The following is a 23,415-nucleotide window of genomic DNA, read 5'->3' on the forward strand; positions in this document are numbered from 1 at the left end:
TCCGAGTTCGTCTACGCGCCGATGTGCGCGCCCAGGGCCGCGCGAGAACCGGCGACCGCTGAACATTCTACGACACCGCGAGATCGAGGACGAGTTTCGGCTCCACTGGCACGGGATGCTGTGATTCTGCCGTGAACTGCTGCATCATGGGGGCACTGTCACTCAAACAATGAGGTGCAAAGTGAAAGCAGACACAACACCTGCGCTCGGGCGCCGGCGCGAGACGTTCTCGGGCCGAAACGCGTTCATCTTCGCAGCGATCGGCTCGGCGGTGGGACTCGGCAACATCTGGCGGTTCCCGTATGTCGCGTACGACAACGGCGGCGGCGCGTTCATCATCCCCTATCTCGTGGCGCTCCTGACGGCGGGCATTCCCCTGCTGTTCCTCGACTACTCGATCGGCCACAAGTTCAGGGGATCGCCGCCGATGGCGTTCCGCCGGCTGCACCGGAAGTCGGAGATGTTCGGCTGGTGGCAGGTTCTCATCTGCTTCGTCATCGCCGTGTACTATGCGGTGATCATCGCGTGGGCCGCGTGCTACACCGTGTTCTCGGTGACGAAGGCGTGGGGCGATGACCCTGCCGGCTTCCTCATGAACGACTACCTGCAGGTGAGCGAGAACGTGGACGTCGGCTTCGACTTCGTGCCGGGCGTGACGATCCCCCTCGTTCTCGTGTGGGTCGCGGCCGTTGGCATCCTCGCGTTCGGCGTGCAGAAGGGCATCGCGCGCTCGTCGATGATCTTCATCCCGCTGCTGTTCCTCATGTTCATCATCCTCGTCGTGCAGTCGCTGTTCCTCCCTGGCGCGTCGACGGGCCTCGATGCCCTGTTCACCCCGGACTGGTCGCGGCTCTCGGACAGCTCGATCTGGATCGCGGCGTACGGCCAGATCTTCTTCTCGCTCTCTGTCGCGTTCGGCATCATGCTGACGTACTCGTCGTACCTGAAGAAGAAGACGGACCTCACGGGAAGCGGCTTCGTCGTCGGATTCACGAACAGCGGTTTCGAGCTTCTCGCCGGAATCGGCGTGTTCGCGGCGCTCGGCTTCATCGCCACGCAGCAGGGCACGGGAGTCGACGAGGTCGCGGCTTCGGGAATCGGCCTCGCGTTCATCGGCTTCCCGGCGATCATCTCGCAGGCGCCCGGCGGCGCGATCCTCGGCGTGCTGTTCTTCGCCTCGCTCGTGTTCGCCGGATTCACCTCGCTCGTGAGCATCCTCGAGGTCGTCATCTCGGCGGTGAAGGACAAGCTCGGCCTCGGCCGCGTCTCGGCGACGCTGTGGGTCGGCATCCCGATGGCCGTCGTGTCGATCATCCTGTTCCCCACGACGACGGGACTCAACCTGCTCGACGTGACCGACGCGTTCGTGAACAGCTTCGGCATCGTCGCCGTCGCGCTCGTCGTTGTCGTGTTCCTCACGGCCGGCTTCACCGCCTTGCCGACGCTGCGGGATCACTTGAACAAGACCTCGTCGATAAAGATGGGCCGCACGTGGCAGATCTTCGTCGGCGGGCTCACCCCGATCGTGCTCGGCTACACGCTCATCGACTCGCTGCAGACACGCATCAGCGAGGGCTACAACGACATGCCCACGTGGTTCGTGAACACGTTCGGCTGGGGCATGGCCATCGCGCTCATCGTCATCGCGTACCTGCTGTCGAAGATCCGCTGGTCGCCGAAGTCGGCGCTGCACGACGCGGACCTCGACGGCGAACCGGTTGCCGGGCCGATCCTCGACCGGGAGATCGACGCGAAGGAGATCTCCCGGCACCACGCGGAGACGGATGAGTTCGCCGCCGTGAACGACGCCGAGCCGACGTTCGAGGCCGGACCCGCCGGGTCCGTGCCGAGTCGGCGCTCGCTGCGAAAGGAGGATGAGTCATGAGCGCTTCCGCAATCGTCATGATGATCATCGCGATCGTGACCGTCTGGGGAGGGATGGCCGTGTCGATCGTGCACTTGCAGCGGCATCCTGAAGATCCCGACGACGAGTAGATCGTCTGACCTCGACCTCAGCGCCGCGTGGGTGTGCCTCCCGCGCGGCGCTGAGCCATGTCGGGCCCCGATCACCGAGGAATGGCTAATCTAAGGGGGTGACTTCCGCTTCATCGTTTGCCGAGACCCCGCTCGAACACCACAACCACTGGGTGCTCACGTTCGTGTGCCCGGACAAGCCCGGCATCGTGCACGACGTGAGCGGCGCGATCGTCGCCGCGAACGGGAACATCACCGAGAGCCAGCAGTTCGCGAGCGTCGACACCGACCGCTTCTTCATGCGTCTGCAAGTGCAGTCCCCCGCGACGCGGGAGGAGTTCGAGGCAGCGCTCTCGCCCGTCGCCGAGAAGTTCGGCATGACGTGGAAGGTCGACATCGTCGGCCGGCACGTGCGCACCCTCGTGCTCGGCTCCACTGCAGCGCACTGCCTCAACGACCTGCTGTTCCGGCAGCGCGCCGGGCACCTGCCGATCGAGATCCCGCTCGTGCTCGCGAACCACGGCAACCTGCGCTCGCTCGCGGAGTTCTACGGCGTGCCCTTCGAGTCACGCCCGATCGTTGATGCTGCCAGCAAGGCGGCGTTCGAGAAGCACATCCTCGATATCGTCGACGAGCACGACATCGAGCTCGTCGTTCTCGCCCGCTACATGCAGATCCTCTCCCCCGAGCTGTGCGACGCGCTCGAGGGCCGGGCGATAAACATCCACCATTCCTTTCTCCCCGGCTTCAAGGGCGCGAACCCCTACCGTCAGGCACACGCCCGCGGCGTCAAGCTGATCGGCGCTACCGCACACTTCGTCACGAGTGACCTCGACGAGGGGCCGATCATCGAGCAGAACGTCGTGCGCGTGGATCACTCGCAGTCGCCGCAGCAGCTCGTGGCGATCGGCCAGGACGAGGAGAGCCGCACGCTCACGCAGGCCGTGAAGTGGTTCGCTGAGAATCGCGTGCTTCTCGACGGAGCCCGCACGATCATCTTCAAGTAGTCGCACGGCGGCGGCGCACCGGTGAAAGCCGGTGCGCCGCCGATTGCGTTTACGCCGTCAGTCCTCTCCGTCGAAGAACTTCATGGCGAGGAAGCCGTGGGCGACGCCGCCGCCCGCCCGCAACGCCGCGGCGGTGAGCACGGTCTCGGCGACCTCCTCCTGTGTCGCCCCCACGGATTTCGCCGCCTTCGTGTGCGCCTCGATGCAGTACACGCACTGCGTGGTCAGCGCGACGGCGAGTGCCATCAGCTCCGTGTACTTGCGCGGAATGACCTTCGACTCGCTGCGCAATGCCGCGTCGTCGAATTCGAGCAGCTTCGCGAAGGCCTCGGGAGCTCCCTTCCGCAAGTGGCGGGCGAATGACTTGTCGTTTGCATCGTGATAGTGCACGGTCTCGGTCGACGTCATGGCGAGTGATTCCTTCTTTCCGGTTGAGTCTTCGGTTCAGGGTTCGAAGTCGATGATGGATTCGCGCTCGACGTCGTGCGCCGAGAGGCGAGACGAGGGCAGGTCGTGCAGTCCGCTCGCGGCGCGCTGCGCCTCGTCGCGTGCCCGCAGGACCCGGCGAACATGCGGGTAGCGGATGACGCCCCATACGGTTGCGACCACGGCGACGCAGCCAAGCACGATGAGCATCTGCGTCGAGACGCCGGACGAGATCAGCAGCCAGGACTGGTAGCAGCAGACGCCGATGCCGACGAGTGCGAGCCCCCAGTGCACGCCAGCCGGCAGCTTGAAGATCGCGGCCTTGTGCAGGTCGGGCCGAACCGATCGAAGCCGGAGCGACGCGATCAGCACGAAGACGAAGATCAGCTGGGCGATGCCGGAGACGGCGCTCGCGAGCACGTCGAGGGGCACGTTGGCGACGACGGGGGCGAGCCCGACGACGAGCAGGATCGTGAGCAAGTAGTGCGGAGTGCCGAACTTCTTGTTCACGTGACCGAGGCGCTTCGGGAACCAGCCGTCGTCGATCGCCGCGAGCAGGCTCTTCGATCCCGTCAGCAGCTGCGAGTTCATCGTGCTGATCACGGCCATCATCGCGCCGCCGAGGATGAAGAACGCCCACGCGGCCGGCGGCAGGAATTCGGCGGCGACGAGGCTGAGCGGCTGGTTCGCCACCTGCTCGATCGGCAGAATGCCCGCCGCGACGATCGCGATGAACACGTACATGATTCCCGCGAGCACGGTTCCGCCGATGAGCGAGATCGGCACCGCGCGGCCGGGGTTCTTCATTTCGCCGCCGAGCTCGACGACAACGGTGGCGCCTCCGGTAGCGAAGGTGAGCAGCGCGGCGGCCTGGATCAGGTTCGAGAAGCCGTTCGGCAGCATGGGCGGATAGGCGACCCAGTCGACGCCGCCGAGACCGAGCACGATGAACAGGCCGAAGCCGAGGAGCATGAGCGCCGACATGACAAGCCCGACGCGCGCGCCGATGACAGCTCCCATGAGGTTCGCGAAGTAGAACGCGACGATGAGCACGACGGCCGTGAGTGTCGGGTCGAACCACTCGTTGAGGCTGTGCATGTACTGTCCCGCCGCGACGCCGTAGAGGCCGAGACTCGCTTGCGCGAGGAAGTTCACGACGAGCGCGGCGTAGCCGGCGATCGGGTGAATGAGCCGCGTCGAGTAGGTGTAGACGCCTCCCGTGGCCGGCATGGCCGAGCCGATCGCCGCATACGGCATCGACACGATGAGGATCGAGACGACGGCGAGGACGAAGGCGATGCTCACGCCGCCGCCGGTGAGGGCGATGGCGACGCCGGTAAGCGAGACGATGCCGCCACCGACGATCTGGTTGAACGCGACGCCGACCGCGGCCGGCGTACTGATCGTTCGTTTGAGATTGTCCTGATTCAGCTGTTCCGTTGACGTGGTGGTTGACATCTTTGTCAATCCTTCCGGCTTGCTCCGTGGGGAGGCACCAATTGAGGTTGTGGAAACGCTAGAGGCTCTTGTTGAATCTGTCAACAGATTTTTGAAGCTTGCAACTCGGAGTTAGTTTGTTCTACGTTTGCTTCAATCAAAGGAGATGGCCGATGACGATCACCCCGAGCATCGATGGCGAGCGACTCATCGCCGTCTTCGCTGCACTTGTCGAGCCGCTCGGGCACACCATGCCGGCGAACTGCGAAGTCACGCTGCATGACCTGAGCAAGCTGCCGAACTCGATCGTCGCGATCAGCGGCACCGTCACGGGCCGCTCGATCGGCGATCCGGCGACCGACCTGCTGCTTGAGCAAGCGGCATCCGGTCGTTTCGAGAACCGTCTGGGCTACGAGACGTGTCTGCCGGACGGGCGCCGGCTGCGCTCCTCGACGATGATCATCAAGGATGTGAGCGGCAACCCGGTTGCGGCGTTGTGCGTCAACGCGGACATGACGGTGTGGGAGCAGATCCAGCACATCGCGGGCGGGATGCTCGGCGCGTCGGCCGCTGGAACGATTGAGCCGGCGGTGCGGGCGGTGTCGGAGAAGAGCAGCCCCGAGATGTTCGTGCACGACGTCGATGAACTGGCCGCGCACCTGATCCGGCAGGCGATCACCGCCACGGGCATTCCCGTGGACCTCATGCAGAAGCGACACAAAGTGGAGGTCGTGCGCGATCTCAAGTCGCGCGGCCTGTTCATGTTGAAGGATGCCGTCGAGCTCATCGCCGGCGAACTCGACGTGACGCGGTTCACGATCTACAACTATCTCAACCAAATCGGCGACGAGGACGAACCCTCGGCCGCCACGTCCCACTCCTGAGGAGACAGCAATGACATTCGCTGACGAGATCGATGCAAAGACGCTCGACGTGCTCCGCGCGTCCGGCGGGCTCAAGTGGACAGACCCCGATGTCCCGATTGGCGCGTTCGTCGCCGAGATGGACTTCGGCGTCGCCCCCGTGATCAGCACCGCATTGCACGAGGCTGTCGACGCGGGAGTGTTCGGGTACATGCCGCCGGCGATGGGCGACGAGCTCAAGCAGGCGACCGCCGAGCGGCTGCGCGACAAGCAGGGCTGGGAAATCACCGCGAAGCAGGTCTTCCCCGTTCCCGACGTGATCAAGGCGCTCGAAGTCACGATCGAGCACTTCTCGAAGCCCGGCTCGAAGGTCATCGTGCCGACGCCCTCGTACATGCCGTTCCTCTTCGTTCCGCCGACGCTCGGCCGTGAGGTCATCGAGGTGCCGATGCTGAACGACGATGGCGTGTGGCGCTTCGACCTCGACGTGATCCAGCGCGCCTACGATGACGGCGGCGACGTGCTCATCCTGTGCAACCCGTATAACCCCCTCGGCCGCGTCTTCACGCGCGAGGAGCTCGCCGGGGTCAGCGAGGTCGTCGATCGCAACGGCGGCCGCGTCTTCTCCGACGAGATCTGGGCGCCGCTCGTCTATCCGGGCAGCGAGCTCGTCTCGTACGCGACGGTCTCCGACGTGGCGGCCGGGCACACGATCACGGGAGTGTCCGCGTCGAAGGCGTGGAATCTGCCGGGCCTGAAGTGCGCGCAGCTCATCGTCAGCAATGACGCGGATCAGGCGGTGCTCGACGAGATCGGCATGTGGATCGGTCACGGAGCCTCGAACCTCGGCGCGATCGCGAACACCGTCGCGTATCGCGAGGGGCAGCCGTGGCTCGACGGCGTCGTCGATTACCTGGACGGCAACCGACGCGAGCTGGTCTCGCTCGTCGAGCAGCACTTGCCCGGTGTGCGCGTGTCGATGCCGCAGGGCACCTACGTGGGCTGGCTGGACTTCCGCGACACGGGAATCGAGAACCCCGGCGAGCACTTCCGCGAGCACGCGGGCGTCGGCCTCACCGACGGCAGCGCGTGCGGTGTCGCGGGCGTCGGCAGCGCGCGATTCATCTTCGCGATGCCCCGACCCGTGATGCGCGAGGCGATCGTGCGCATGGCGGCGGCGCTGGAACGGCAGGCAGCGTAGCGCGGGGCCGGTCGGGTATCAGCCCCGGCCGGAGCTCTCCTCGCGGTTTCGCACGGAACGGCGACGCAGGTCGCGGCCTTCCTTGATCGTCTTCGCCTCCTTCTCCTGCATCTTCTTGCTCTTGCGGTCGTCGCGAGGTGGAAGCTGAATGCTCTCCTCCGCTTCGATGCCCGCCTGCAGTTCGCGTGCACGCTCCATCTCCGCGTCGAACTCGGCGCCGAACAGGAGCGAGAGGTTCACGATCCAGAGCCACAGCAGCATTACGATGACGCCCGCGATGCTCCCGTAGGTCTTCTGGTAGTGCCCGAAGTTCGCCACGTAGAAGAAGAAGCCGAGCGAAGCGATGACCATGATGATGAGCGCGACGAACGCGCCCATGCTCATCCAGCGGAACTTCGGCTGCTTCACGTTCGGGCTGCCGTAGTACAGAATCGCGAGCGCGATCACGGCGAGGATCGCGATGACCGGCCATTTTGCGATGTTCCACACCGTGAGCGCGACGCTTCCCAGTCCGATGGTCTGGCCGATCGCCTGGGCAATCGGGCCGGAGATGATGAGCAGCATCACGATGATCGCGGCGATGATGAGGAGAATCACGGTCAGCAGCAGCACGACCGGGCGCAGCTTCCAGAACGGGCGGCCCTCGTCGATCTCGTAGACGGTGTTCATCGCCTGCGAGAAGGCGCTCACGTAGCCGGAGGCCGACCAGATCGCGCCGAGGAGACCGAAGACAAGAGCGAACCCCGCGGCGTTGGTGCTGGCGAGCTGCCCGATCGGCTGTTTCAGCACTTGAACGACTTCCTTGTCCGCCACTTGCCCGAGCACCTGGAGGATGAGCTCCGTCGTCTGCTTCGCCTGGCCGAAGAGGCCCACGAGGGACAGCACCGCCAAGAGGCCGGGAAAGATCGCGAGGACGCTGTAGTAGGTCAGTGCGGCCGCCAGAGTCGTGCAGCGGTCACGGGAGAACTCGGCAAGGGCGCGCTTGGCCACGTATTTCCATGACGGCTTCGACACTTGCGGAGGCGTCTGCGGCTTGCGAGCGTCATCGGGCGCAGGCGCGTGCTGTTCCTTGCTCGTGCTTGTCGTGGTCGCTTTGCGCGACGACGACTGCTCCAGGTTTCCCGACATGATCCCCTCCAGCGCAACTTGTCTGCGGCTTCCCCTACTTTCGCTTCGGAAGGCGACACGACGCCAGACCTCGACTATCGAACGTGCGCGGGCTATATTGCCCGGTCCGTGAGGGAAGGGCCGAGAACGCGAGAGCGCACGATCGGTTCACCGCGATGACGGCGAACGATCGTGCGCTCGGGCGGGACCGGTCAGCGAGTCGGCACAGCTTCTGCGACGGTCGGACGCTCCGACGGAGCCGCGTCACTTGATTCGAGCGCGGCATCCGATGATGTCGAGGCATGCACGTCGTAGTCGAGCGAGGACTCGTCGAACGGCAGGTCGCCGGCGAGCACGGCGCGAGCGCGCGTGACGTCGATCTCGTGCGTCCACTTCCCGATCAGCAGGGTCGCGACAGCGTTGCCCGTGAAGTTCGTCAGCGCGCGGCACTCCGACATGAACTTGTCGATGCCGACGATCACACCCATGCCGTCGAGCAGCTCCGGACGATGCGACTGAAGCCCGGCGGCGAGAGTCGCAAGGCCGGCCCCCGTGACACCCGCGGCGCCCTTCGACGCGATGATCATGAAGATGAGCAGCGACACCTGTTCGCCCAGGTTCATGGGCATGCCCATCGCCGACGACACGAACAGCGACGCCATCGTGAGGTAGATCGCCGTGCCGTCGAGGTTGAACGAGTATCCGGTCGGAACCGTGATGCCGACCACGGCCTTCGAGACGCCGGTGTGCTCCATCTTCGCGATGAGCCGAGGCAGCGCGGACTCTGACGACGACGTCGAGAAGATCAGCAGGTACTCGCGCGCCAGGTACTTAATGAGGGCGAAGATGTTGAGGCCCGTGACGAGCTTCAGGATGCCGCCGAGCACGACGACGATGAACACCGCGCACGTGAGGTAGAACGCCCCCATAAGGATCGCCATCGAGCCGATGGCCGCCCAGCCCGTGGCCCCCACGACCGCCGCGATGGCTCCGAACGCGCCGATCGGGGCAGCCCACATGATCATCATCATGAGCTTGAAGACGACCGCCTGAATGTGGCGGATGCCGGTGAGCACCGGTTCTCCGGCCTTGCCCATCGACTGCAGGGCGAAGCCGACAAGCAGCGCCAGAACCAGCGTGGGCAGCACGGGAATGTCACCGGGGATCAACGACAGCAGGAAGTCGACGGCGCCACCGGAGCTGCCGCCGGCCGCGGCATCGTAGGGCTTCAGGTCGAGACCGCTTCCCGGGTGGACGAGGTTGCCCACGACGAGTCCGATGACCAGGGCGAACGTCGCCATGACGAGGAAGTAGATGAGTGCGAGTCCGCCGACTTTGCCGACCGTCGCCGCCTTGGCGACCGAGCCGACACCGAGCACGATGGTGCAGAAGATGATCGGCGCGATGATCATCTTGATGAGCGCGACGAACGCCGTGCCGAGCGGCTTGAGCGCGATGCCCGCCTCGGGGGCGATCAGTCCGATAGCGGCACCGAGCACGACGGCGGCGATCACCGCGATGTAGAGCCAGTGCGTGCGATCCTTCTTGCGGGGCACACGTGTTTCAGGCGTCATTGCCATGTCAACTCCTATGGTCTGGTTCGTGATACCTGCCCATGGTTCTCGCGAGCTGCGGCGCTGTCACGATTGCGTACATAACGGTCGTGGAATGACCGGCGCGAGGTGCGAAGCTAGATGACGATCACGAGGAGAAGCCGGATGGGAACTCGCAGCGCTGTCGCAGAAGCGCGCCCCGCGGTGGGCGGTCTCTCGCTTGCGGCGCGCCTGTTTCTCGCGCAGATCCTCCTTGTCCTGATCATCTGCGCGGCGCTCAGCATCACGTCGTACGTCAAGACGACGGCGATGGTGCGCGATGCGACGGGAACGCGCATGCTGAGCCTCGCCGAGACCCTCGCGAACGACCCGTTCGTCATCGATTCGGTTCAGGATGCCGACCCGACCGCACGACTGCAGCCATACGCCCTTCGCGTGATGAAGAGCGCGCGGGCGGACTTCATCACGATCATGGATCGCGACCGCACTCGCTACACGCACCCCAACCCGAAAGAGCTGGGGAAGCCGTACATCGGCAGCATTGCCGCTGCGCTCGACGGCAGGAGCCAGGTCGAGCAGTACACCGGCACGCTCGGGCCCTCGGTGCGCGCCATCGCCCCCATCTTCGATGACACGGGCGGCATCACGGCGATGGTCGCGGTCGGCGTGACTGTCGAGACCCTGTCCGTCGCTCAAGCGGCGGCGCTTCCCCAGATCCTCATCGTCGCCCTTGCCGCGATCGCTCTCGGCGGCCTCGGCGCGTGGCTCGTGAGCCGCTACCTTCGGCGCGTCACGCTCGGCTACGGCCCCGAGCAGCTGCGACGTCTGTTCGTGTACTACGACTCCGCGCTGCACTCGCTGCGGGAGGGGCTCGTCCTCGTCGACGGCACGGGACGCCTCGTCCTCTATAACGACCAGGCCGCCGCGCTTCTGGGCTTGCCGCCGACGGGCGAGAGCGAGACAACGACCGTCGATTCACTCGACCTGCCCGCCTCGCTGCGCGCGCTCTTCGCGTCCGGTCGCGTCGTCGAGGACGAGCTGCACGTGACGCGCGACCGCATCCTGGTCGTGAACCAGCAGCGAGCGGCGCAGCCGGAGGGGCGCGGAGTGCGATTCTCGCGTGGCCGCCGCGCCGCGCAGTCGCTCGGCACCGTCACGACGCTGCGCGACCGCACCGAGATCCAGGCGCTGACGGGGGAACTGGAGTCGATGAGGTCGCTGTCCGAGGCGCTCCGAGCTCAGACTCACGAGCACGCGAACCGCATGCACACCGTCGCGACGCTGATCGAACTCGGCCGTGAGCGGGAGGCGCTCGACCTCGCCGTCCGGGACGAGCAGGGGTCGCAGCGCCTGACCGACGAGTTCGTCCAGGCGCTGGACGAGCCGTTCGTCACCGCGCTGCTCGTGGGAAAGGCCGCGCAAGCCCACGAGCGCGGCATCCGCCTCGTCATCTCCGCCCAAGGATCGTTGCCGAAGAACGCTCTCGACGCCCTCGACCTGGTGACCGTGACCGGCAATCTTCTCGACAACGCCTTCGACGCCGCCGCGGGCTCCGCGGAGCGGACCGTCTGGGCCGACTTCTCCGCGGCCGGCGAAGTGCTCGTGATCTCGATAGCCGACTCCGGACCGGGCCTCGACGAGACGAGCATCGATGACATCCTCCGTCTGGGCGGAACGACGAAGACGGCGGATGCCGCTCTCGGCGGCCACGGACTCGGCCTCGCTCTGGTGCGGCAGGCCGTGTCGCGACTCGGCGGCACGCTCGAGGCGGACTCCGACGGCGGCGCGATCTTCACGGTCACGATTCCCCTCGTCGCTCGAGCAGGGAGCACAGACGATGAGCGGTGAACGAGACCTGCGCGTTCTCGTCGTCGACGACGAGCCGCTCACCGCCCAAGCGCACGCCGATTACGTGCAGCGCGTGCAGGGCTTCGTCGTTGCGGGAATCGCGCCGACGGGCGCGGCGGCGCTCGATCTGCTCAAGAAGGCGGCCGAGCGTGAGGAGCCGATCGACCTGATCCTTCTCGACATGACCCTCACCGACCTGCACGGGCTTGACGTCGCCCGCCGCATCCGGCGGCGAGGCTACACCGTCGACATCATGGCGATAACGGCGGTCCGCGACCTCGACGTTGTGCGCAACGCGATCTCGGCCGGCGTCACGCAGTACCTCATCAAGCCGTTCACGTTCGCGGTGTTCCGGGAGAAGCTCGAGAACCATCGCGGATTCCGGCTTGGACTCACCGAGACCGGGCCGCTCGCCACGCAAGCGTCGATAGACAGCGCGCTCGGCGCTCTGCGCACCGTGAGCCCGGGCCGGCTGCCCAAGGGGCTGCTTGACGAGACGCTCGCCGCCGTGTCCGCGGAACTTCGCGCCGCGGGGACCGCGCTGTCAGCGACCGAGGTCGGCGCGCGGCTCGATCTGTCGCGCGTGACGGTGCGCCGCTACCTCGAGTACCTCGCGCAGCAGAAGCAGGCGGTGAAGGCGCCCCGGCACGGCACCCCCGGCCGACCCGAGTACGAGTACCGCTGGGTGTGATGGCCGAAGGCGGACGAGTTCTGCCCCGCATAGACTTGCAGGGTGACTTCAACCCCCGCTCCCGTCCGCGTCACGGTCAACGATGTCATCCGCTTCCTGCTGGAGATCTTCGCCATCATCAGCCTCGGAATCTGGGGATTCGTGCAGTTCCCCTTCCCGTGGAACATCGTAGTCGGCATCGGCGCGCCCGTCATCGCGATCGTGCTCTGGGGGCTGTTCCGCTCCCCCAAGGCCGTGTTCCAGATGGACGTGTTCGGAAAGGCGATCGTCGAGATCGCCGTCATGGGAACCGCGGTCTTCGCCTGGTGGGACATGGGCCAGCCGATCGTGGCTGTCGTGTTCGCGATCATCGCTATCGTGAGCGGAATCATCAACGGACGACGGGAAATCGGCTGACATGACGAATGCACTCGCCCTGCTCAAGGAAGCGCTCGGCGACGCGGTGACGACGGATGCCGCCAGACTGGCATCCGCTCAAGTCGACGAATCGGGGCACCGCTCCGACGCTCCCCCGCTCGCGGTCGTCGAGGCCCGGAGTATCGAGGACGTGCAGGCGACGATGCGCATCGCCAGCCAGACGCGCACGCCGGTCGTGACGCGCGGCGCAGGAACGGGGCTCGCGGGCGGCGCGATCGGCAGCGCCGGCGAGATCGTGCTCTCCACCATGGCGATGGACCAGGTGCTCGAGATCAACGAGGCCGACCTGCTCGCCGTCGTGCAGCCCGGCATCCTGAACGGCCGCCTCAATGAGATCCTCGGCGAGCGCGGGCTGTGGTTCGCGCCCGACCCCGCCTCGAAGGCGATCTCAAGCGTGGGCGGGAACATCGCGACGAACGCGGGAGGCCTGCTGTGCGCGAAGTACGGCGTCACGCGCGACGCCGTGCTCGGTCTCAAGGTCGTGCTCGCGGACGGGCGGCTGCTGACCCTCGGCCACCGCAGTGTCAAGGGCGTCACGGGCTTCGACCTCACGGCGCTCATGGTCGGCTCTGAGGGCCTGCTCGGCGTCATCGTCGAGGCGACGGTGCGCATCCGCCGCGCCGTCGAGGGCGCCGTCGCGACGATCGCGTCGTTCTACCCCGGGGTTCGGGATGCCGCGGCGGCATCAGCGGCGATCACGGCGGCCGGCCTGCAGCCCGCGATCATGGAACTCATCGACCAGCCCACGCTGAACGCGATCGACGCCTACGTCGGCAGCAGCCTCTCCACGCGCGGCACGGCGCACCTGGCCGTGCAGTTCGACGGCCCGGCCGCAGCCGACGAGGCCCGCCGCGCGCTCGAGATCATCACCGAACTCGGCGGCGATGCGGAGCTGACCACTGACCGCGCCGAAGCCGAAGCGCTGCTCGCCGCACGACGCGCTGCGCATCCGTCGCTCGCCGCCATGGGCACGACGCTCATCGAGGACGTCTCCGTTCCGCGCACGCGGCTGCCCGACATGTTCGACGCGATCGCCGAGGTCGAGCGCAAGTACGGCCTGACGATTCCCACGCTCGCGCACGCGGGCGACGGCAATCTGCACCCGAACTTCATCTTCGAGGGCGCCGACGTTCCCGACGAGATATGGGAGGCGGCCGGCGAAGTGTTCCAGGCCGCGCTGCGACTCGGCGGAACGCTCACGGGCGAGCACGGCATCGGCCTGCTGAAGAAGCGCTGGCTCGGCCACGAGCTCGGCGCGGATCAGCTCGAGCTGCAGCGCGAGATCAAGCGGGTCTTCGACCCCGACGGCATCCTTAACCCCGGCAAGGTCTTCTAACGCCAGCGGTCCAGGCCGAGACGCCCGAGCGCCTGCACGAACTCCCGCTGGTGCGCCGAGACGTTGTGCAGTGTGATCTCCGCCACGTCGAACGCGGCGAGCTCGTCGAGCCAGTCGCCGAGCTCGCGATCGCTGCTGATCGGCCGGATCTTCTCGATCACGGTGTCCCGCGAGACCTGCTCGCCGGCAGCGGCGAAGGCCTCGGGCGTCGGCAGTTCCGCGAGCTTCTCGGGCGGCAGCATGGGGTTGCGCCACTGCGCGACCGCCTCGCGTTCCGCGTGCTCCCGGGTGGAGGCGAACGAGCACTGCGCCTTGAGCGCGATGCGGGCGCCCTCGCCCGCGCCGGAGCGAAACGCGTCGATGCGCTCTTGCGTTGCGGGCGGCGTGTCCGCGATCGTGACGAGTGAGCGCCACCACGTCGAAACCGAGCCCGCGGTGTACGCCGTGACCGCGGCGACAGCGACCTCGGGCGGCACCTCGGGCCGCAGGTACAGCCGGTTCTCGCTCGTTCGCCCCGTCTCAAGCAGTGTCGATATCTCCGTCGCCGCCGCCCGCAGCCGTGCATCGCGCTCGTCCTTGTCGGGCCACCGCTCGGTGCTCGAGCGTTCGTTGAGCGCCTCACCGCTGCCGAGCGCCACACGGAACCTGCCCGGACTGAGCTCCGCGAGCGTCGCGATCATCTGCGCGAGCACGGGAACGGGATACCGGTAGCCGGGCGTCGTCACGACCGTCGCCGAGAGCCGCGTGCGCTCGAGCACCGCGCCGAGCCACGGCCACGCGGCCGCGCACACGTTCTCCCGCTTCACGTCCCACGGCGCGATGTGATCCGAGCTCGACACCGCGTCGAAGCCCGCATCCTCCGCCTCGAGCGCGAGCTCGAGAAGCTCTCGCGGCCCGAACTGCTCGTGCGATGCGTGGTATCCGATGATCATCGCTCCTCCTCCGTCGTCCAGAACACATAGCCGTATCCGGCGAGCTCATCGCCGGTCTCCCCGCCTGCCTCCCGCGGGATGCGGGAGACGGATGCCGCCGACGGCACGCCGCCCGGCACGCGCTCGGGCTCGTCCCGGAAGTTGTGCAGCGACCGGCTGTTCGTCGTCTCCGTCACGAGCAGCGGGCCCTCCGCGCGCACGTTCACGTCGTCGCCGTGCGCGACGCGCGCTGCGCGCACGCGAGCGAGCTCGCGCACGGTGTTCAGAATCGAGTCCGCGTGCGACTCCTCTTCCGCGACGCTCACGTTGGCGTAGCCGAACTCGCTGCTCGCCTGCGCCGGCAGCATCATGCCGCTCGTCGACGCCTCGCTGAACCCGCCGAGGTGTCCGCTCGTCCACTGCATCGCGAGCCGAACGGAGCTGCGCCCGTCGACGCCGAGGTCGTCGCCCATGCCGAGCTCCTGCCCGTGCATCAGCAGCGGCGTCCCCGGGGCGGCGAACAGCAGGCTCAGGCTCATCCGGTAGCGGTTCTCGCGCCCGAGCATCGGCGCCCAGCCGCGACGGATGCCGCGCCCATACAGTTGCATGCGCCCCTCGGGCGCAAAGCGCTCGAACACCTCCTGCCTCTCGGCATCCGTCAGCTGCTCGAGGTCGAGCTCGTCGGCGTTGCGTATGAACGTCACCCAGCGGCGGGCATCCGTGTGCTCGGCGATCGATCCGCTCGCGCCGGCGAGCGGGCCGGGCTCGTCGCGGGCGAGAGCGAGGTACGCCGCGTTGTTCCAGGTGAAGCCGAGGATCGCATCGACGCGGCGTCCTGTGAGGTAGTCGTTCATCTGCCGCGGGTGGGCGTCGACCTCGGCCATGAGCTCGACGTCGGCGTTGACCTCGTCGAGCGCCACACGCAGCTCGTCGTAGAACGAGAACGGGGCTCCGGGATGCCCAGCGACGGCCGTGTGCACGTGCGGGGCGGCGTCGATGCGGAACCCGTCGGCCCCGCGCCGCGCCCAGAACATCGCGATGCCGATGATCTCCTCGCGCACCGCAGGACTGCCCGCGTTGAGGTCGGGCTCCGAGCTGTAGAAGCGGTGATGGTAGAACTGGCGAGTCACAGGATCCTCCTGCCACACGCCGTCCTCCTCTCCGGGGAAGATCGTGGCGTCGCCGTCCTCGTGCACGGGAACATCCGACCAGATGTAGTAGTCGTGATAGCGCTCGTCATGGCGTCGCGAGGCGAGAAACCAGGGGTGCCTGTCGGACGTGTGCTGCACGACGAGGTCGAGCATGATCTTGAGCCCATAGCGGTGCGCCCGCCCCACGAGGGCGTCGAAGTCGTCGAGCGTGCCGAGCCGCGGATCGACCTCGGTGTGGTCGGTGACGTCGTAGCCGTTGTCGCGTCGCTCACTCAGATAGAACGGCAGCAGCCACACCCATTCGGCACCGAGCGAGGCGATGTACGGGATGCGCTCCGCCACGCCTCGCAGATCTCCGAAACCGTCGCCGTCCGCGTCACGAAACCGCGGAACGTCGACGCCGTAGATGAACCCGCTCGATCCGTCTCTGAGCCGTCCCATGCGGCCCATGATTCCGGCGCACGTGCCGACTTCTCAAGGGGTTGCGCCTATGCTTGAGGCAATCGTCGTTCCGAGCGCCAGACACGGAGGTCCTCATGCTCGCCAACCTCACCGGATGGCACTTCGTCATCATCCTGTTCATCATCCTGCTGCTGTTCGGCGCGCCCAAGCTGCCGGCCCTCGCGCGCAGCGTCGGCCAGTCGGCCAAGATCTTCAAGAAGGAGATCCGCGACGTCACCGACGACCCCGCGGAGAACACGGCCACAGCCGAGCCGGCCGCGCCGACGACACGATCGGATGCCGCTTAGCCGCAGCCGCAGAACCGCGCGCGCATGCCGCCCTTCGTTCACCGAGGGGCGGCATGCGCGCTCTGTGCACGCCCGAACCCGCGTATTACCATCGGGGCAGGAGGTGCGAGCGTGAAGGATCCCCGTGAGGCCGCCGCACAGTATCGCGCCGACCAGGCCCGCCGGCAGGAGGCGATAGCGCGCGGCGAGAACCCCGACGACGGCGTCGAGCAGGAGAAGCCCACCTTCACTGCGGAACGCCGGGCGGCGTTCGTCGAGCATTCCCTCGAGCAGGCCAGGCGCGCCGGCGCCTTCGACAACCTTCCCGGAGCGGGCAAGCCGCTGCCCAACATCGGCGGCAGCCATGACCCGGACTGGTGGATCCGGCGCAAGATCGAGACCGAGCACCTCACGGGGCTCGGACCGCCCGCCCTGCGCTTGCGCGTCGAGCACGAGCAGTTCCACGAGACCCTCGACGCGATCACGCGAGAAGCCGACGTGCGCGCGCATGTCGAGGACTTCAACCGACGCGTCATCGAAGCGCGCCGTCAACTGATGGGCGGACCGCCCGTCATCACTCCCACTCGCGATGTCGAGAACGAGCTCGTCGGATGGCGCGAGCGGCGCGCGGCGCGCGCCCGTGAGGCCGCGCGTCAGCGCGCCGCTGAAGAAGCCGCCGCCGCGGCATCCGCCCCTCGTCGGCGCCGATGGTTCAAACGGCGAACCTGAGCTCCTACAGACCCTGCCAGGACGGCTTGTTCGCGTACGCGTGCCGGTAGTAGTTGGCGTTCTGCAGCTGGGAAGCGGCCGCCTCGTCGACGAGCACTGTCGCTCGCTCGTGCAGCTGCAGCGCCGAGCCGGGAAGCGAAGCGGTGAGCGGGCCCTCGACGGCTCCCGCGACGGCGTGCGCCTTGCCCTCGCCGAACGCGAGCAGCACGAGATGCCGTGCCCGGCTGATCGTGCCGAGGCCCTGCGTGATGCAGTGCATGGGAACGTCGTCGATCGAGTCGAAGAAGCGCGCGTTGTCGCGCCGGGTCTGCATCGTGAGGGTCTTCACGCGGGTGCGGGAGGCGAACGACGAGCCGGGTTCGTTGAAGCCGATGTGCCCGTCGGTGCCGATGCCGAGGATCTGCAGGTCCACGCCGCCGGCTGCTTCGATCGCGGCCTCGTAGTCGGCGCCCGCATGCTGGATCGTGTCGAGGCTCCCGTTCGGCACGTGCACGCGACGCGGGTCGAGGCCGAGGGGCTCGACGACGTCGCGCGTGATGACGGAGCGGTAGCTCTCCGGATGCGAGACGGGCAGGCCCACGTACTCGTCGAGGGCGAACGCTGACACCCGCGAGAGGTCGACCTCGTCTCGGCGGGCGGCGAGAGCCCGGTAGACGGGAAGCGGCGTCGAGCCGGTCGCGAGGCCGAGCACAGCGTCGGGTTTGGCCGTGATCACCGCAATGATCTCGCTGGCGATGAGTTCGCCTGCCTGGTCGGCGCTGTCGACGATGATGACTTCAGCCACGGTTCTCCTTGGGTGTGTGGGCGGTGAGCAGGGCGATGAGCGCGCGGCCGACGAGCCGGGAGGCGCCGAAGGTCGCGATGTCGGCGGTCGATGAGTCGGGTGAGGGCCAGCCCATGTCGACGACGAGCGTGTCGGGGCTGTCCGCGCGCAGCGCGTCGATCACGGCGCGAGCGCGCGGGTAGCGGTCGTTGCTCTTCCCGATCACGAGCACCGCTCGGCCGCCTGCGGCGCGGGACACCGCCTCGAGAAGCCGCGTGCGCTCGTCGTCGCTGAGCGGAGCCGCGTCATCGATCGGCACGCCGATGACCGGAACGTCGGGCCAGGCGTCGTGGTCGGCGAAGGGCCCCCACGGGGCCGTGCCGACGGCGATGTTCACGGTCGCCTCAAGGCGCACGATGGCTCCGGGTCGCGCGTACGCGGCCAGCACCTCGGCGGGGACGTCGACGGTGAAGCTCTCGCGCACGCGATCCAGGTCGACAACCTCGCCGGCGGGAGAGGTTCCGTCCTCCGCCGCGGGAAGGACGGGGTAGCGGTCGGCGAGCGCGAGCGTCCGCGTGGCGGCATCCGACACGCGTTCGGCGCTCAAGCGCCCGACGGCGATCGCCGAACGAACGGCCGCCTCGATCTCGTCGAGCTGCTCGGCGGCGGTGTTCGTGCCAAGGCACAGCAGGTCGACGCCTGCGGAGAGCGCGCGCACGGCGGCCTCCGCCATGCCGATCGCGGCGCTCGCGCCGGCCATGTCGAGGGCGTCGCTGACGATGAGCCCGTCAAAGCCGAGCCGCGTGCGCAGCAGCTGCTGCAGGATCGTGGACGACATCGTCGCGGGATGATCAGGCTCGAGCTGCGGCAGCATGATGTGGCTCGTCATGATCGCGGCGACGCCCGCGCGGATCGCGGCCTCGAACGGGACAAGCTCTCGGGCCTCGAGCGTCGCCTCGTCAACGTCGACGGTCGGAAGGGCGAGGTGCGAGTCCTCCGCCGTGTCGCCGTGACCGGGGAAATGCTTGGCGCACGCGGCGACACCGCCGGGCTGCAGGCCCTCGATCCACCAGACCCCGTGCTGGGCGACGAGCTCAGGCGGGGCGCCGAAGCTGCGGACGCCGATGACGGGATTGGCGGGGTTGGAATTGACGTCGATGCTCGGGGCGAAGTCGAGGTTGCAACCGGCACGTGCGAGCTCGGCCGCGACGGCGGTCGCGACCTGGCGTGTCGTCGTCTCGTCGTCGATGCGACCGAGCACGGCGTTACCGGGATACGGAGAGCCGCTCGCGTAGTGCAATCGGGTGACGTCGCCGCCCTCTTCGTCGATTGCGATGAGCGCGCGCGGATTCGCTTCCCGGATCGCGTCCGTGAGCCGCCTCAGCTGGGCCGGCTCGACGATGTTCGGTCCGAACAGGCACACCCCGGCAAGTCCGTGCCGCAGCCGTTCCGCGAGCCAGTCCGGCAGTACGGTCCCGGCGAATCCGGGCAGCAGCGTCGCCGCGACGTCGATGTGCTCGCGATCCATGTTTGTTAGTACACCGTACAAATCGGGCTTTGACAAACGCGCGGTTCTCTCCTGATGGAATCCGGCGCCCGTCGCGCAGGTGAGGTTGTTACCCTCTGCTGAGGCTACCGAGGGGGCAGAATGGCGCGCACGCGCGGAACGATCACGATTGCGGCGAGCGCTGTGCTCGCTGCGGCCCTCACCGGGTGTGCGGGAGGGCAGAGCAAGGCCGAGGCCTGCGCCGTCTTCAGCGACGCCGATCAGGCGCTCGTGACGGCGATCTCGACCTCGAGCGGGTCGCTGCTCGAGGACCCGGCCACGGCGAAGACCGACCTCGACTCAGCGGTGGGCGATTTCGAATCCTCGGTGTCGAAGATCAGCCATGACGAGGTCAGGGCGAAGGCCGACGGCATGACGAGCGCGCTCAAGACCTTCAACGCGCAGTTCGCCGCTGCCGCCGACGCGACAGTCGAGGGTTCGGACGACGTCGACTCGGAGCAGCTCAGCGACAGCCTCACTGCGGCGGAGAACGCCGAGAGCAAGGTCGTTCAGGTCTGCAACTCGTGAGCACGAGCGGGCTGGGGCGTCATAGGCTTCCGGTCACGAGCGGTTCCGACTAGCCTGTTGCCATGGGTGATTTGCGAGTGGTGGAACTGTCGGCGTCGACCATCGTGGCGGTGAACGCCCTCTCGCTCAAGCCAGGACAAGAGCAATTCGTCGCTCCCGTCTCGTACTCGGTGGCCGCGGCTGTGAGCAACCCGGCGACCACCTGGCAGCGCGTCGTCCTCGACGGCGACGACGTCGTGGGCTTCATCCAGGGCAACTTCGACCACGATGCGATGCAAGACGTCTTCAAGAGCGTGCTGTGGCGCATCAACGTCGACGCGGAAGCGCAGCGGCGCGGTGTCGGCAAGTTCGCCGTCGAGTCGCTCGGCGCGGAGGCCCGCAAGCGCGGCTTCGACCACCTCAACGTCATCTACGAGCCCGGCGACGTGGGACCGGAGAAGTTCTTCCTCGCCGTCGGCTTCAAGCCGGTCGACGAGACCGAGTACGGCGAGGTTATCGGCCGCCTCGACTTCTGAGCGGCGTCGGGGCGTCGTGAACGAGGACTTCGTCGAGGCGGTGCTCGCTGTCGTCGACGACATCCCGCCGGGCAGGGTCATGAGCTACGGCCAAGTGGCGGCGAGCATCGGTTCGCGCTCGGCACGGGGCGTCGGCCGGGTCATGTCGCTGTACGGCAGCACCGTCCCGTGGTGGCGCGTCGTGCAGGCTTCCGGCAAGCCGCCGACCTGCCACGAGAACACGGCCCGCGAGCATTACGATGCCGAGGGCACGCCGGTTGCGGCATCCGGTTCTGGCTACAAGCTCACGCGCGAGGCCTTCGTGCGCTGACGCGTCCGCTACACTCACTACCTGCAAGCGTTTACACAATGCGGTGAGGGGCGAGATGGAACACTCGAGACGATGGATGCCGCGCGTGCTGCGCCGCGTTATGGCGATCGCCCTCGCCACCGTCGCCGCAATCGCCCTCGCCGCCTGCTCCCCCGGGCCGCGGCCGGCGAACGCGCGCGATGTGGGCGTGCAGATGTTCCAGTGGCCGTGGAGCTCGCTCGCCGCCGAGTGCACGTCGTTCCTGGGCCCCGCCGGGTACGGCTGGGTACTGACAAGTCCGCCGAACGAGCACATCACGGGCACCGCGTGGTGGACGAGCTACCAGCCCGTGAGCTACGCCGTCGACTCGCGCCTCGGCACACGCGACGAGTTCGCGGCGATGGTCGGCACGTGCCACGAGGCCGGCGTGAAGGTCATCGCCGACGCCGTCATCAATCACATGTCAGGGCAGGACGAGCCGGGCACGGGTTTCGCCGGCAGCCGCTACACGCACTACGACTATCCGGACCTCTACACGGGGGACGACTTCCACCACTGCGGCATAACGCCGGGCGATGACATCAGCGTCTACGACGACGCGTTCGAAGTGCAGAACTGCGAGCTGGTGAACCTCGCCGACCTCGCCACCGAGAAGCCGCACGTGCAGGACGCGATCGTCGCCTACCTCGACGATCTGCTCGCGCTGGGCGTCGACGGTTTCCGCATCGATGCGGCCAAGCACATCCCCGCCGATGACATCGCCGCGATCGTGGACCGGCTCCCCGAGGGCACGTTCGTCGAGCAAGAGGTGATTCGCGGCGCGGGCGAGCCGATCCAGCCTGAGGACTACACGGCGAACGGGCGCGTTCTCGAGTTCGGCTGGGGACGCGACGTGAAGGGAATGATCGAGTCGGCGACCGTCGGGCAGGCGACGGGGCTCGGCGAGGACTGGGGCTACCTGCCCGCTCACGACGCCGTCGTCTTCGTCGACAACCACGACACTGAGCGCAACGGCGAGACGCTGAGCTACGCCGACGGCGCCGAGTATCTGCTCGCGAACGTGCTCACGCTCGGCGTCGGCTACGGCACCGTGCAGCTGCACTCTGGCTACGCCTTCACCGACCGCGACGCCGGCCCCGCCCAGGACGCGGCCGGGAATGTGCTGCCGGCGACGTGCGCCGACGACGTCGGCTCCGAAACGGCGTTCGCGGACGGCGACTGGGTGTGCCAGCACCGCTGGCCGGGCATCGCGGGAATGGTCAGCTTCCACAACGCGGTCGGCGACGCTCCGGTTACACGCGAGTGGAGCGAGGGCGACGCCGCCGCCTGGGCCCGCGGCGACCTCGGCTTCGTTGCACTCAACGCGGGAGCCGAGCCGATCACAACGACCCTCGACACCGGCCTCCCGGCCGGGGACTACTGCGACGTCATCACGGGCGGCGCTCACGCGACGACGACAAGCGGCTGCAGCGCGGAGACCGTGACGGTTGACGCCGAGGGGCGCACGACCCTTGTGCTCCATCCCATGTCAGCCGTCGCGATTCACGTCGGCGCACGGGCCTGACCCTCCCGATCGGGTCCTTCCAGGCGATCACTCGCCCGTGACAATTTTTGCTGCCGGCTCTAGGGTGACGCCATGAGGGACTTTCAGGTACTCGTGAATCCCACCGCGGTCACGCTCGCCGCCCACGTCGTCACGGCCGTTTCACGATGAACGCCGCTGCAATCAGCGTCACGCCAGTGCACGTCGCCGATCTCTCGGCCGATGGCGAGCACATGCCGGTCTACGTCCACGTCATCGAGCACCCCGATGCGCGCGTTCTCGTCGACACCGGCATGACGCGGCTCCACCCCGCCGTCGCCGATCTCGATCCCCGGCTGCTGCCGCTGAGCGAGCAGGACTTCAACCTCGACGGCATCGATCTCGTCGTCAACACGCACCTGCACTTCGACCACTGCGGCGGCAATCATCTGTTCGCCGGCACGCCGATCTACGTGCAACGGCAGGAGCTCCTCGACGCCCGTACCGAGACCGACTACACCATCCCCGAGTGGGTCGACCCGCCCGACGTGGATCTGCGCTACGTTCCGGTCGACGGTGAGCTCGAACTGCTGCCCGGCATCCGGCTCCTTCCCGCTCCCGGCCACACGCGCGGCACACAGGTCGTCGTCATCGATGCCGACGAGCAGCCGGTCGTGATTGCGGGCGACGCCGCCGTATGGTTCGGCGAGCTGGATCATCCTCAGACCGAAGGGCAGCGGCTGATTAGAGCGCTCAATCCCCAGCTGGTGTGGCTCGCGCACTCCCGCGATCCGTGGCGTCCCGCTGACGCTCGAGAGGGCGCCGGCGGCTGACGACAAGGGCCGGCGATGCGCAATGCCCTGACATTCAGCC

At 67.5% G+C, this 23,415-nt stretch carries 24 protein-coding genes; 16 read left to right on the forward strand and 8 right to left on the reverse strand.

What is annotated here, in order from left to right; all coding sequences use genetic code 11:
* Positions 1-169: 169 nt before the first annotated feature.
* The 3 genes from BLV49_RS01630 (at position 170) to purU (ending at position 2,981) form a co-directional block, all read left to right on the forward strand.
* A complete protein-coding gene (locus tag BLV49_RS01630) occupies positions 170-1,885 on the forward strand; it encodes a sodium-dependent transporter (protein WP_091179177.1) in 1,716 nt (571 codons plus the stop codon).
* Entirely contained in the window at positions 1,882-1,995 is a 114-nt protein-coding gene (locus BLV49_RS01635; RefSeq protein WP_091179179.1) for a methionine/alanine import family NSS transporter small subunit, read from the forward strand. The genes BLV49_RS01630 and BLV49_RS01635 overlap by 4 nt, the downstream gene beginning before the upstream one ends.
* Before the next feature lie 98 nt (positions 1,996-2,093).
* Entirely contained in the window at positions 2,094-2,981 is an 888-nt protein-coding gene (purU, locus tag BLV49_RS01640; protein ID WP_091179181.1) for a formyltetrahydrofolate deformylase, read from the forward strand.
* A 57-nt stretch (positions 2,982-3,038) separates the two neighbouring features.
* Here purU and BLV49_RS01645 read toward each other — a convergent pair whose 3' ends face one another.
* Both BLV49_RS01645 and BLV49_RS01650 read right to left on the reverse strand, forming a co-directional pair.
* Positions 3,039-3,389 carry a carboxymuconolactone decarboxylase family protein gene (locus BLV49_RS01645; protein ID WP_091179183.1) on the reverse strand — a complete coding sequence of 117 codons (351 nt, stop codon included), beginning with the start codon at positions 3,387-3,389 and terminating at the stop codon, positions 3,039-3,041.
* Between the two features lie 36 nt (positions 3,390-3,425).
* Positions 3,426-4,865 (reverse strand): APC family permease, encoded by a 1,440-nt coding sequence (locus BLV49_RS01650; protein ID WP_091179185.1) that lies wholly within the window; start codon positions 4,863-4,865, stop codon positions 3,426-3,428.
* Positions 4,866-5,017: 152 nt separating this feature from the next.
* On the opposite strand from BLV49_RS01650, the gene BLV49_RS01655 reads away from it, so the two are divergent.
* Together BLV49_RS01655 and BLV49_RS01660 are read left to right on the forward strand one after the other, a co-directional pair.
* Positions 5,018-5,728, forward strand: coding sequence for a helix-turn-helix transcriptional regulator (locus BLV49_RS01655; RefSeq protein WP_091179187.1), 711 nt, complete (start codon positions 5,018-5,020; stop codon positions 5,726-5,728).
* A gap of 10 nt (positions 5,729-5,738) precedes the next feature.
* The gene (locus BLV49_RS01660; RefSeq protein ID WP_091179189.1) at positions 5,739-6,908 is read left to right on the forward strand and encodes a MalY/PatB family protein; all 1,170 of its coding nucleotides are present in this window, start codon (positions 5,739-5,741) and stop codon (positions 6,906-6,908) included.
* 18 nt (positions 6,909-6,926) lie between these two features.
* On the opposite strand, the gene BLV49_RS01665 is transcribed toward BLV49_RS01660, so the two are convergent.
* On the reverse strand, positions 6,927-8,036 hold the full coding sequence (locus BLV49_RS01665; protein WP_091179191.1) for a YihY/virulence factor BrkB family protein: 1,110 nt from the start codon (positions 8,034-8,036) through the stop codon (positions 6,927-6,929).
* 191 nt (positions 8,037-8,227) lie between these two features.
* Positions 8,228-9,595, reverse strand: a complete 1,368-nt coding sequence (locus tag BLV49_RS01670; RefSeq protein ID WP_091179193.1) for a cation:dicarboxylate symporter family transporter — start codon at positions 9,593-9,595, stop codon at positions 8,228-8,230.
* A gap of 138 nt (positions 9,596-9,733) precedes the next feature.
* On the opposite strand from BLV49_RS01670, the gene BLV49_RS01675 reads away from it, so the two are divergent.
* Genes BLV49_RS01675 through BLV49_RS01690 form a run of 4 tightly spaced genes read left to right on the forward strand, consistent with a single transcriptional unit; the run spans position 9,734 to position 13,860 of the window.
* On the forward strand, positions 9,734-11,416 hold the full coding sequence (locus BLV49_RS01675; RefSeq protein WP_091179194.1) for an ATP-binding protein: 1,683 nt from the start codon (positions 9,734-9,736) through the stop codon (positions 11,414-11,416).
* Entirely contained in the window at positions 11,406-12,107 is a 702-nt protein-coding gene (locus BLV49_RS01680; protein WP_091179196.1) for a response regulator, read from the forward strand. The genes BLV49_RS01675 and BLV49_RS01680 overlap by 11 nt, the downstream gene beginning before the upstream one ends.
* A gap of 42 nt (positions 12,108-12,149) precedes the next feature.
* Entirely contained in the window at positions 12,150-12,503 is a 354-nt protein-coding gene (locus BLV49_RS01685; RefSeq protein ID WP_091179198.1) for a YrdB family protein, read from the forward strand.
* Position 12,504: 1 nt separating this feature from the next.
* Positions 12,505-13,860, forward strand: a complete 1,356-nt coding sequence (locus tag BLV49_RS01690) for an FAD-binding oxidoreductase (RefSeq protein ID WP_091179200.1) — start codon at positions 12,505-12,507, stop codon at positions 13,858-13,860.
* Here the strand turns inward: BLV49_RS01690 and BLV49_RS01695 are convergent.
* Together BLV49_RS01695 and BLV49_RS01700 are read right to left on the reverse strand one after the other, a co-directional pair.
* A complete protein-coding gene (locus BLV49_RS01695) occupies positions 13,857-14,792 on the reverse strand; it encodes an LLM class flavin-dependent oxidoreductase (protein ID WP_091179202.1) in 936 nt (311 codons plus the stop codon). The two genes, BLV49_RS01690 and BLV49_RS01695, sit on opposite strands and share 4 nt — an antisense overlap.
* Positions 14,789-16,363, reverse strand: a complete 1,575-nt coding sequence (locus BLV49_RS01700; RefSeq protein WP_176980689.1) for an alpha-amylase family glycosyl hydrolase — start codon at positions 16,361-16,363, stop codon at positions 14,789-14,791. The genes BLV49_RS01695 and BLV49_RS01700 overlap by 4 nt, the downstream gene beginning before the upstream one ends.
* Positions 16,364-16,458: 95 nt before the next feature.
* On the opposite strand from BLV49_RS01700, the gene tatA reads away from it, so the two are divergent.
* Both tatA and BLV49_RS01710 read left to right on the forward strand, forming a co-directional pair.
* On the forward strand, positions 16,459-16,671 hold the full coding sequence (tatA, locus tag BLV49_RS01705; protein ID WP_091179206.1) for a twin-arginine translocase TatA/TatE family subunit: 213 nt from the start codon (positions 16,459-16,461) through the stop codon (positions 16,669-16,671).
* Between the two features lie 111 nt (positions 16,672-16,782).
* On the forward strand, positions 16,783-17,379 hold the full coding sequence (locus tag BLV49_RS01710) for a DnaJ family domain-containing protein (protein WP_245723499.1): 597 nt from the start codon (positions 16,783-16,785) through the stop codon (positions 17,377-17,379).
* Between the two features lie 4 nt (positions 17,380-17,383).
* Here the strand turns inward: BLV49_RS01710 and nagB are convergent, their stop codons facing one another.
* Together nagB and nagZ are read right to left on the reverse strand one after the other, a co-directional pair.
* Complete coding sequence (gene nagB, locus BLV49_RS01715; protein ID WP_091179211.1) at positions 17,384-18,163, reverse strand: glucosamine-6-phosphate deaminase; 780 nt, start codon at positions 18,161-18,163, stop codon at positions 17,384-17,386.
* The gene (nagZ, locus tag BLV49_RS01720; RefSeq protein ID WP_091179213.1) at positions 18,156-19,670 is read right to left on the reverse strand and encodes a beta-N-acetylhexosaminidase; all 1,515 of its coding nucleotides are present in this window, start codon (positions 19,668-19,670) and stop codon (positions 18,156-18,158) included. The genes nagB and nagZ overlap by 8 nt, the downstream gene beginning before the upstream one ends.
* Positions 19,671-19,790: 120 nt before the next feature.
* Between nagZ and BLV49_RS01725 the strand changes: the two genes are divergently transcribed.
* From BLV49_RS01725 to BLV49_RS01745, 5 genes are all read left to right on the forward strand, one after another.
* Complete coding sequence (locus tag BLV49_RS01725; RefSeq protein WP_091179216.1) at positions 19,791-20,216, forward strand: hypothetical protein; 426 nt, start codon at positions 19,791-19,793, stop codon at positions 20,214-20,216.
* Between the two features lie 62 nt (positions 20,217-20,278).
* Positions 20,279-20,731, forward strand: a complete 453-nt coding sequence (locus tag BLV49_RS01730; RefSeq protein ID WP_091179217.1) for a GNAT family N-acetyltransferase — start codon at positions 20,279-20,281, stop codon at positions 20,729-20,731.
* Positions 20,732-20,747: 16 nt separating this feature from the next.
* Positions 20,748-21,041, forward strand: a complete 294-nt coding sequence (locus BLV49_RS01735) for an MGMT family protein (RefSeq protein ID WP_091179219.1) — start codon at positions 20,748-20,750, stop codon at positions 21,039-21,041.
* A gap of 76 nt (positions 21,042-21,117) precedes the next feature.
* Entirely contained in the window at positions 21,118-22,584 is a 1,467-nt protein-coding gene (locus BLV49_RS01740; RefSeq protein ID WP_091179221.1) for an alpha-amylase, read from the forward strand.
* Positions 22,585-22,730: 146 nt separating this feature from the next.
* The gene (locus BLV49_RS01745; RefSeq protein WP_091179223.1) at positions 22,731-23,375 is read left to right on the forward strand and encodes an MBL fold metallo-hydrolase; all 645 of its coding nucleotides are present in this window, start codon (positions 22,731-22,733) and stop codon (positions 23,373-23,375) included.
* Positions 23,376-23,415 lie beyond the last annotated feature (40 nt).

Origin of the sequence: Paramicrobacterium humi (genome assembly GCF_900105715.1) — a bacterium.
Taxonomy (GTDB): Bacteria; Actinomycetota; Actinomycetes; order Actinomycetales; family Microbacteriaceae; genus Paramicrobacterium; species Paramicrobacterium humi.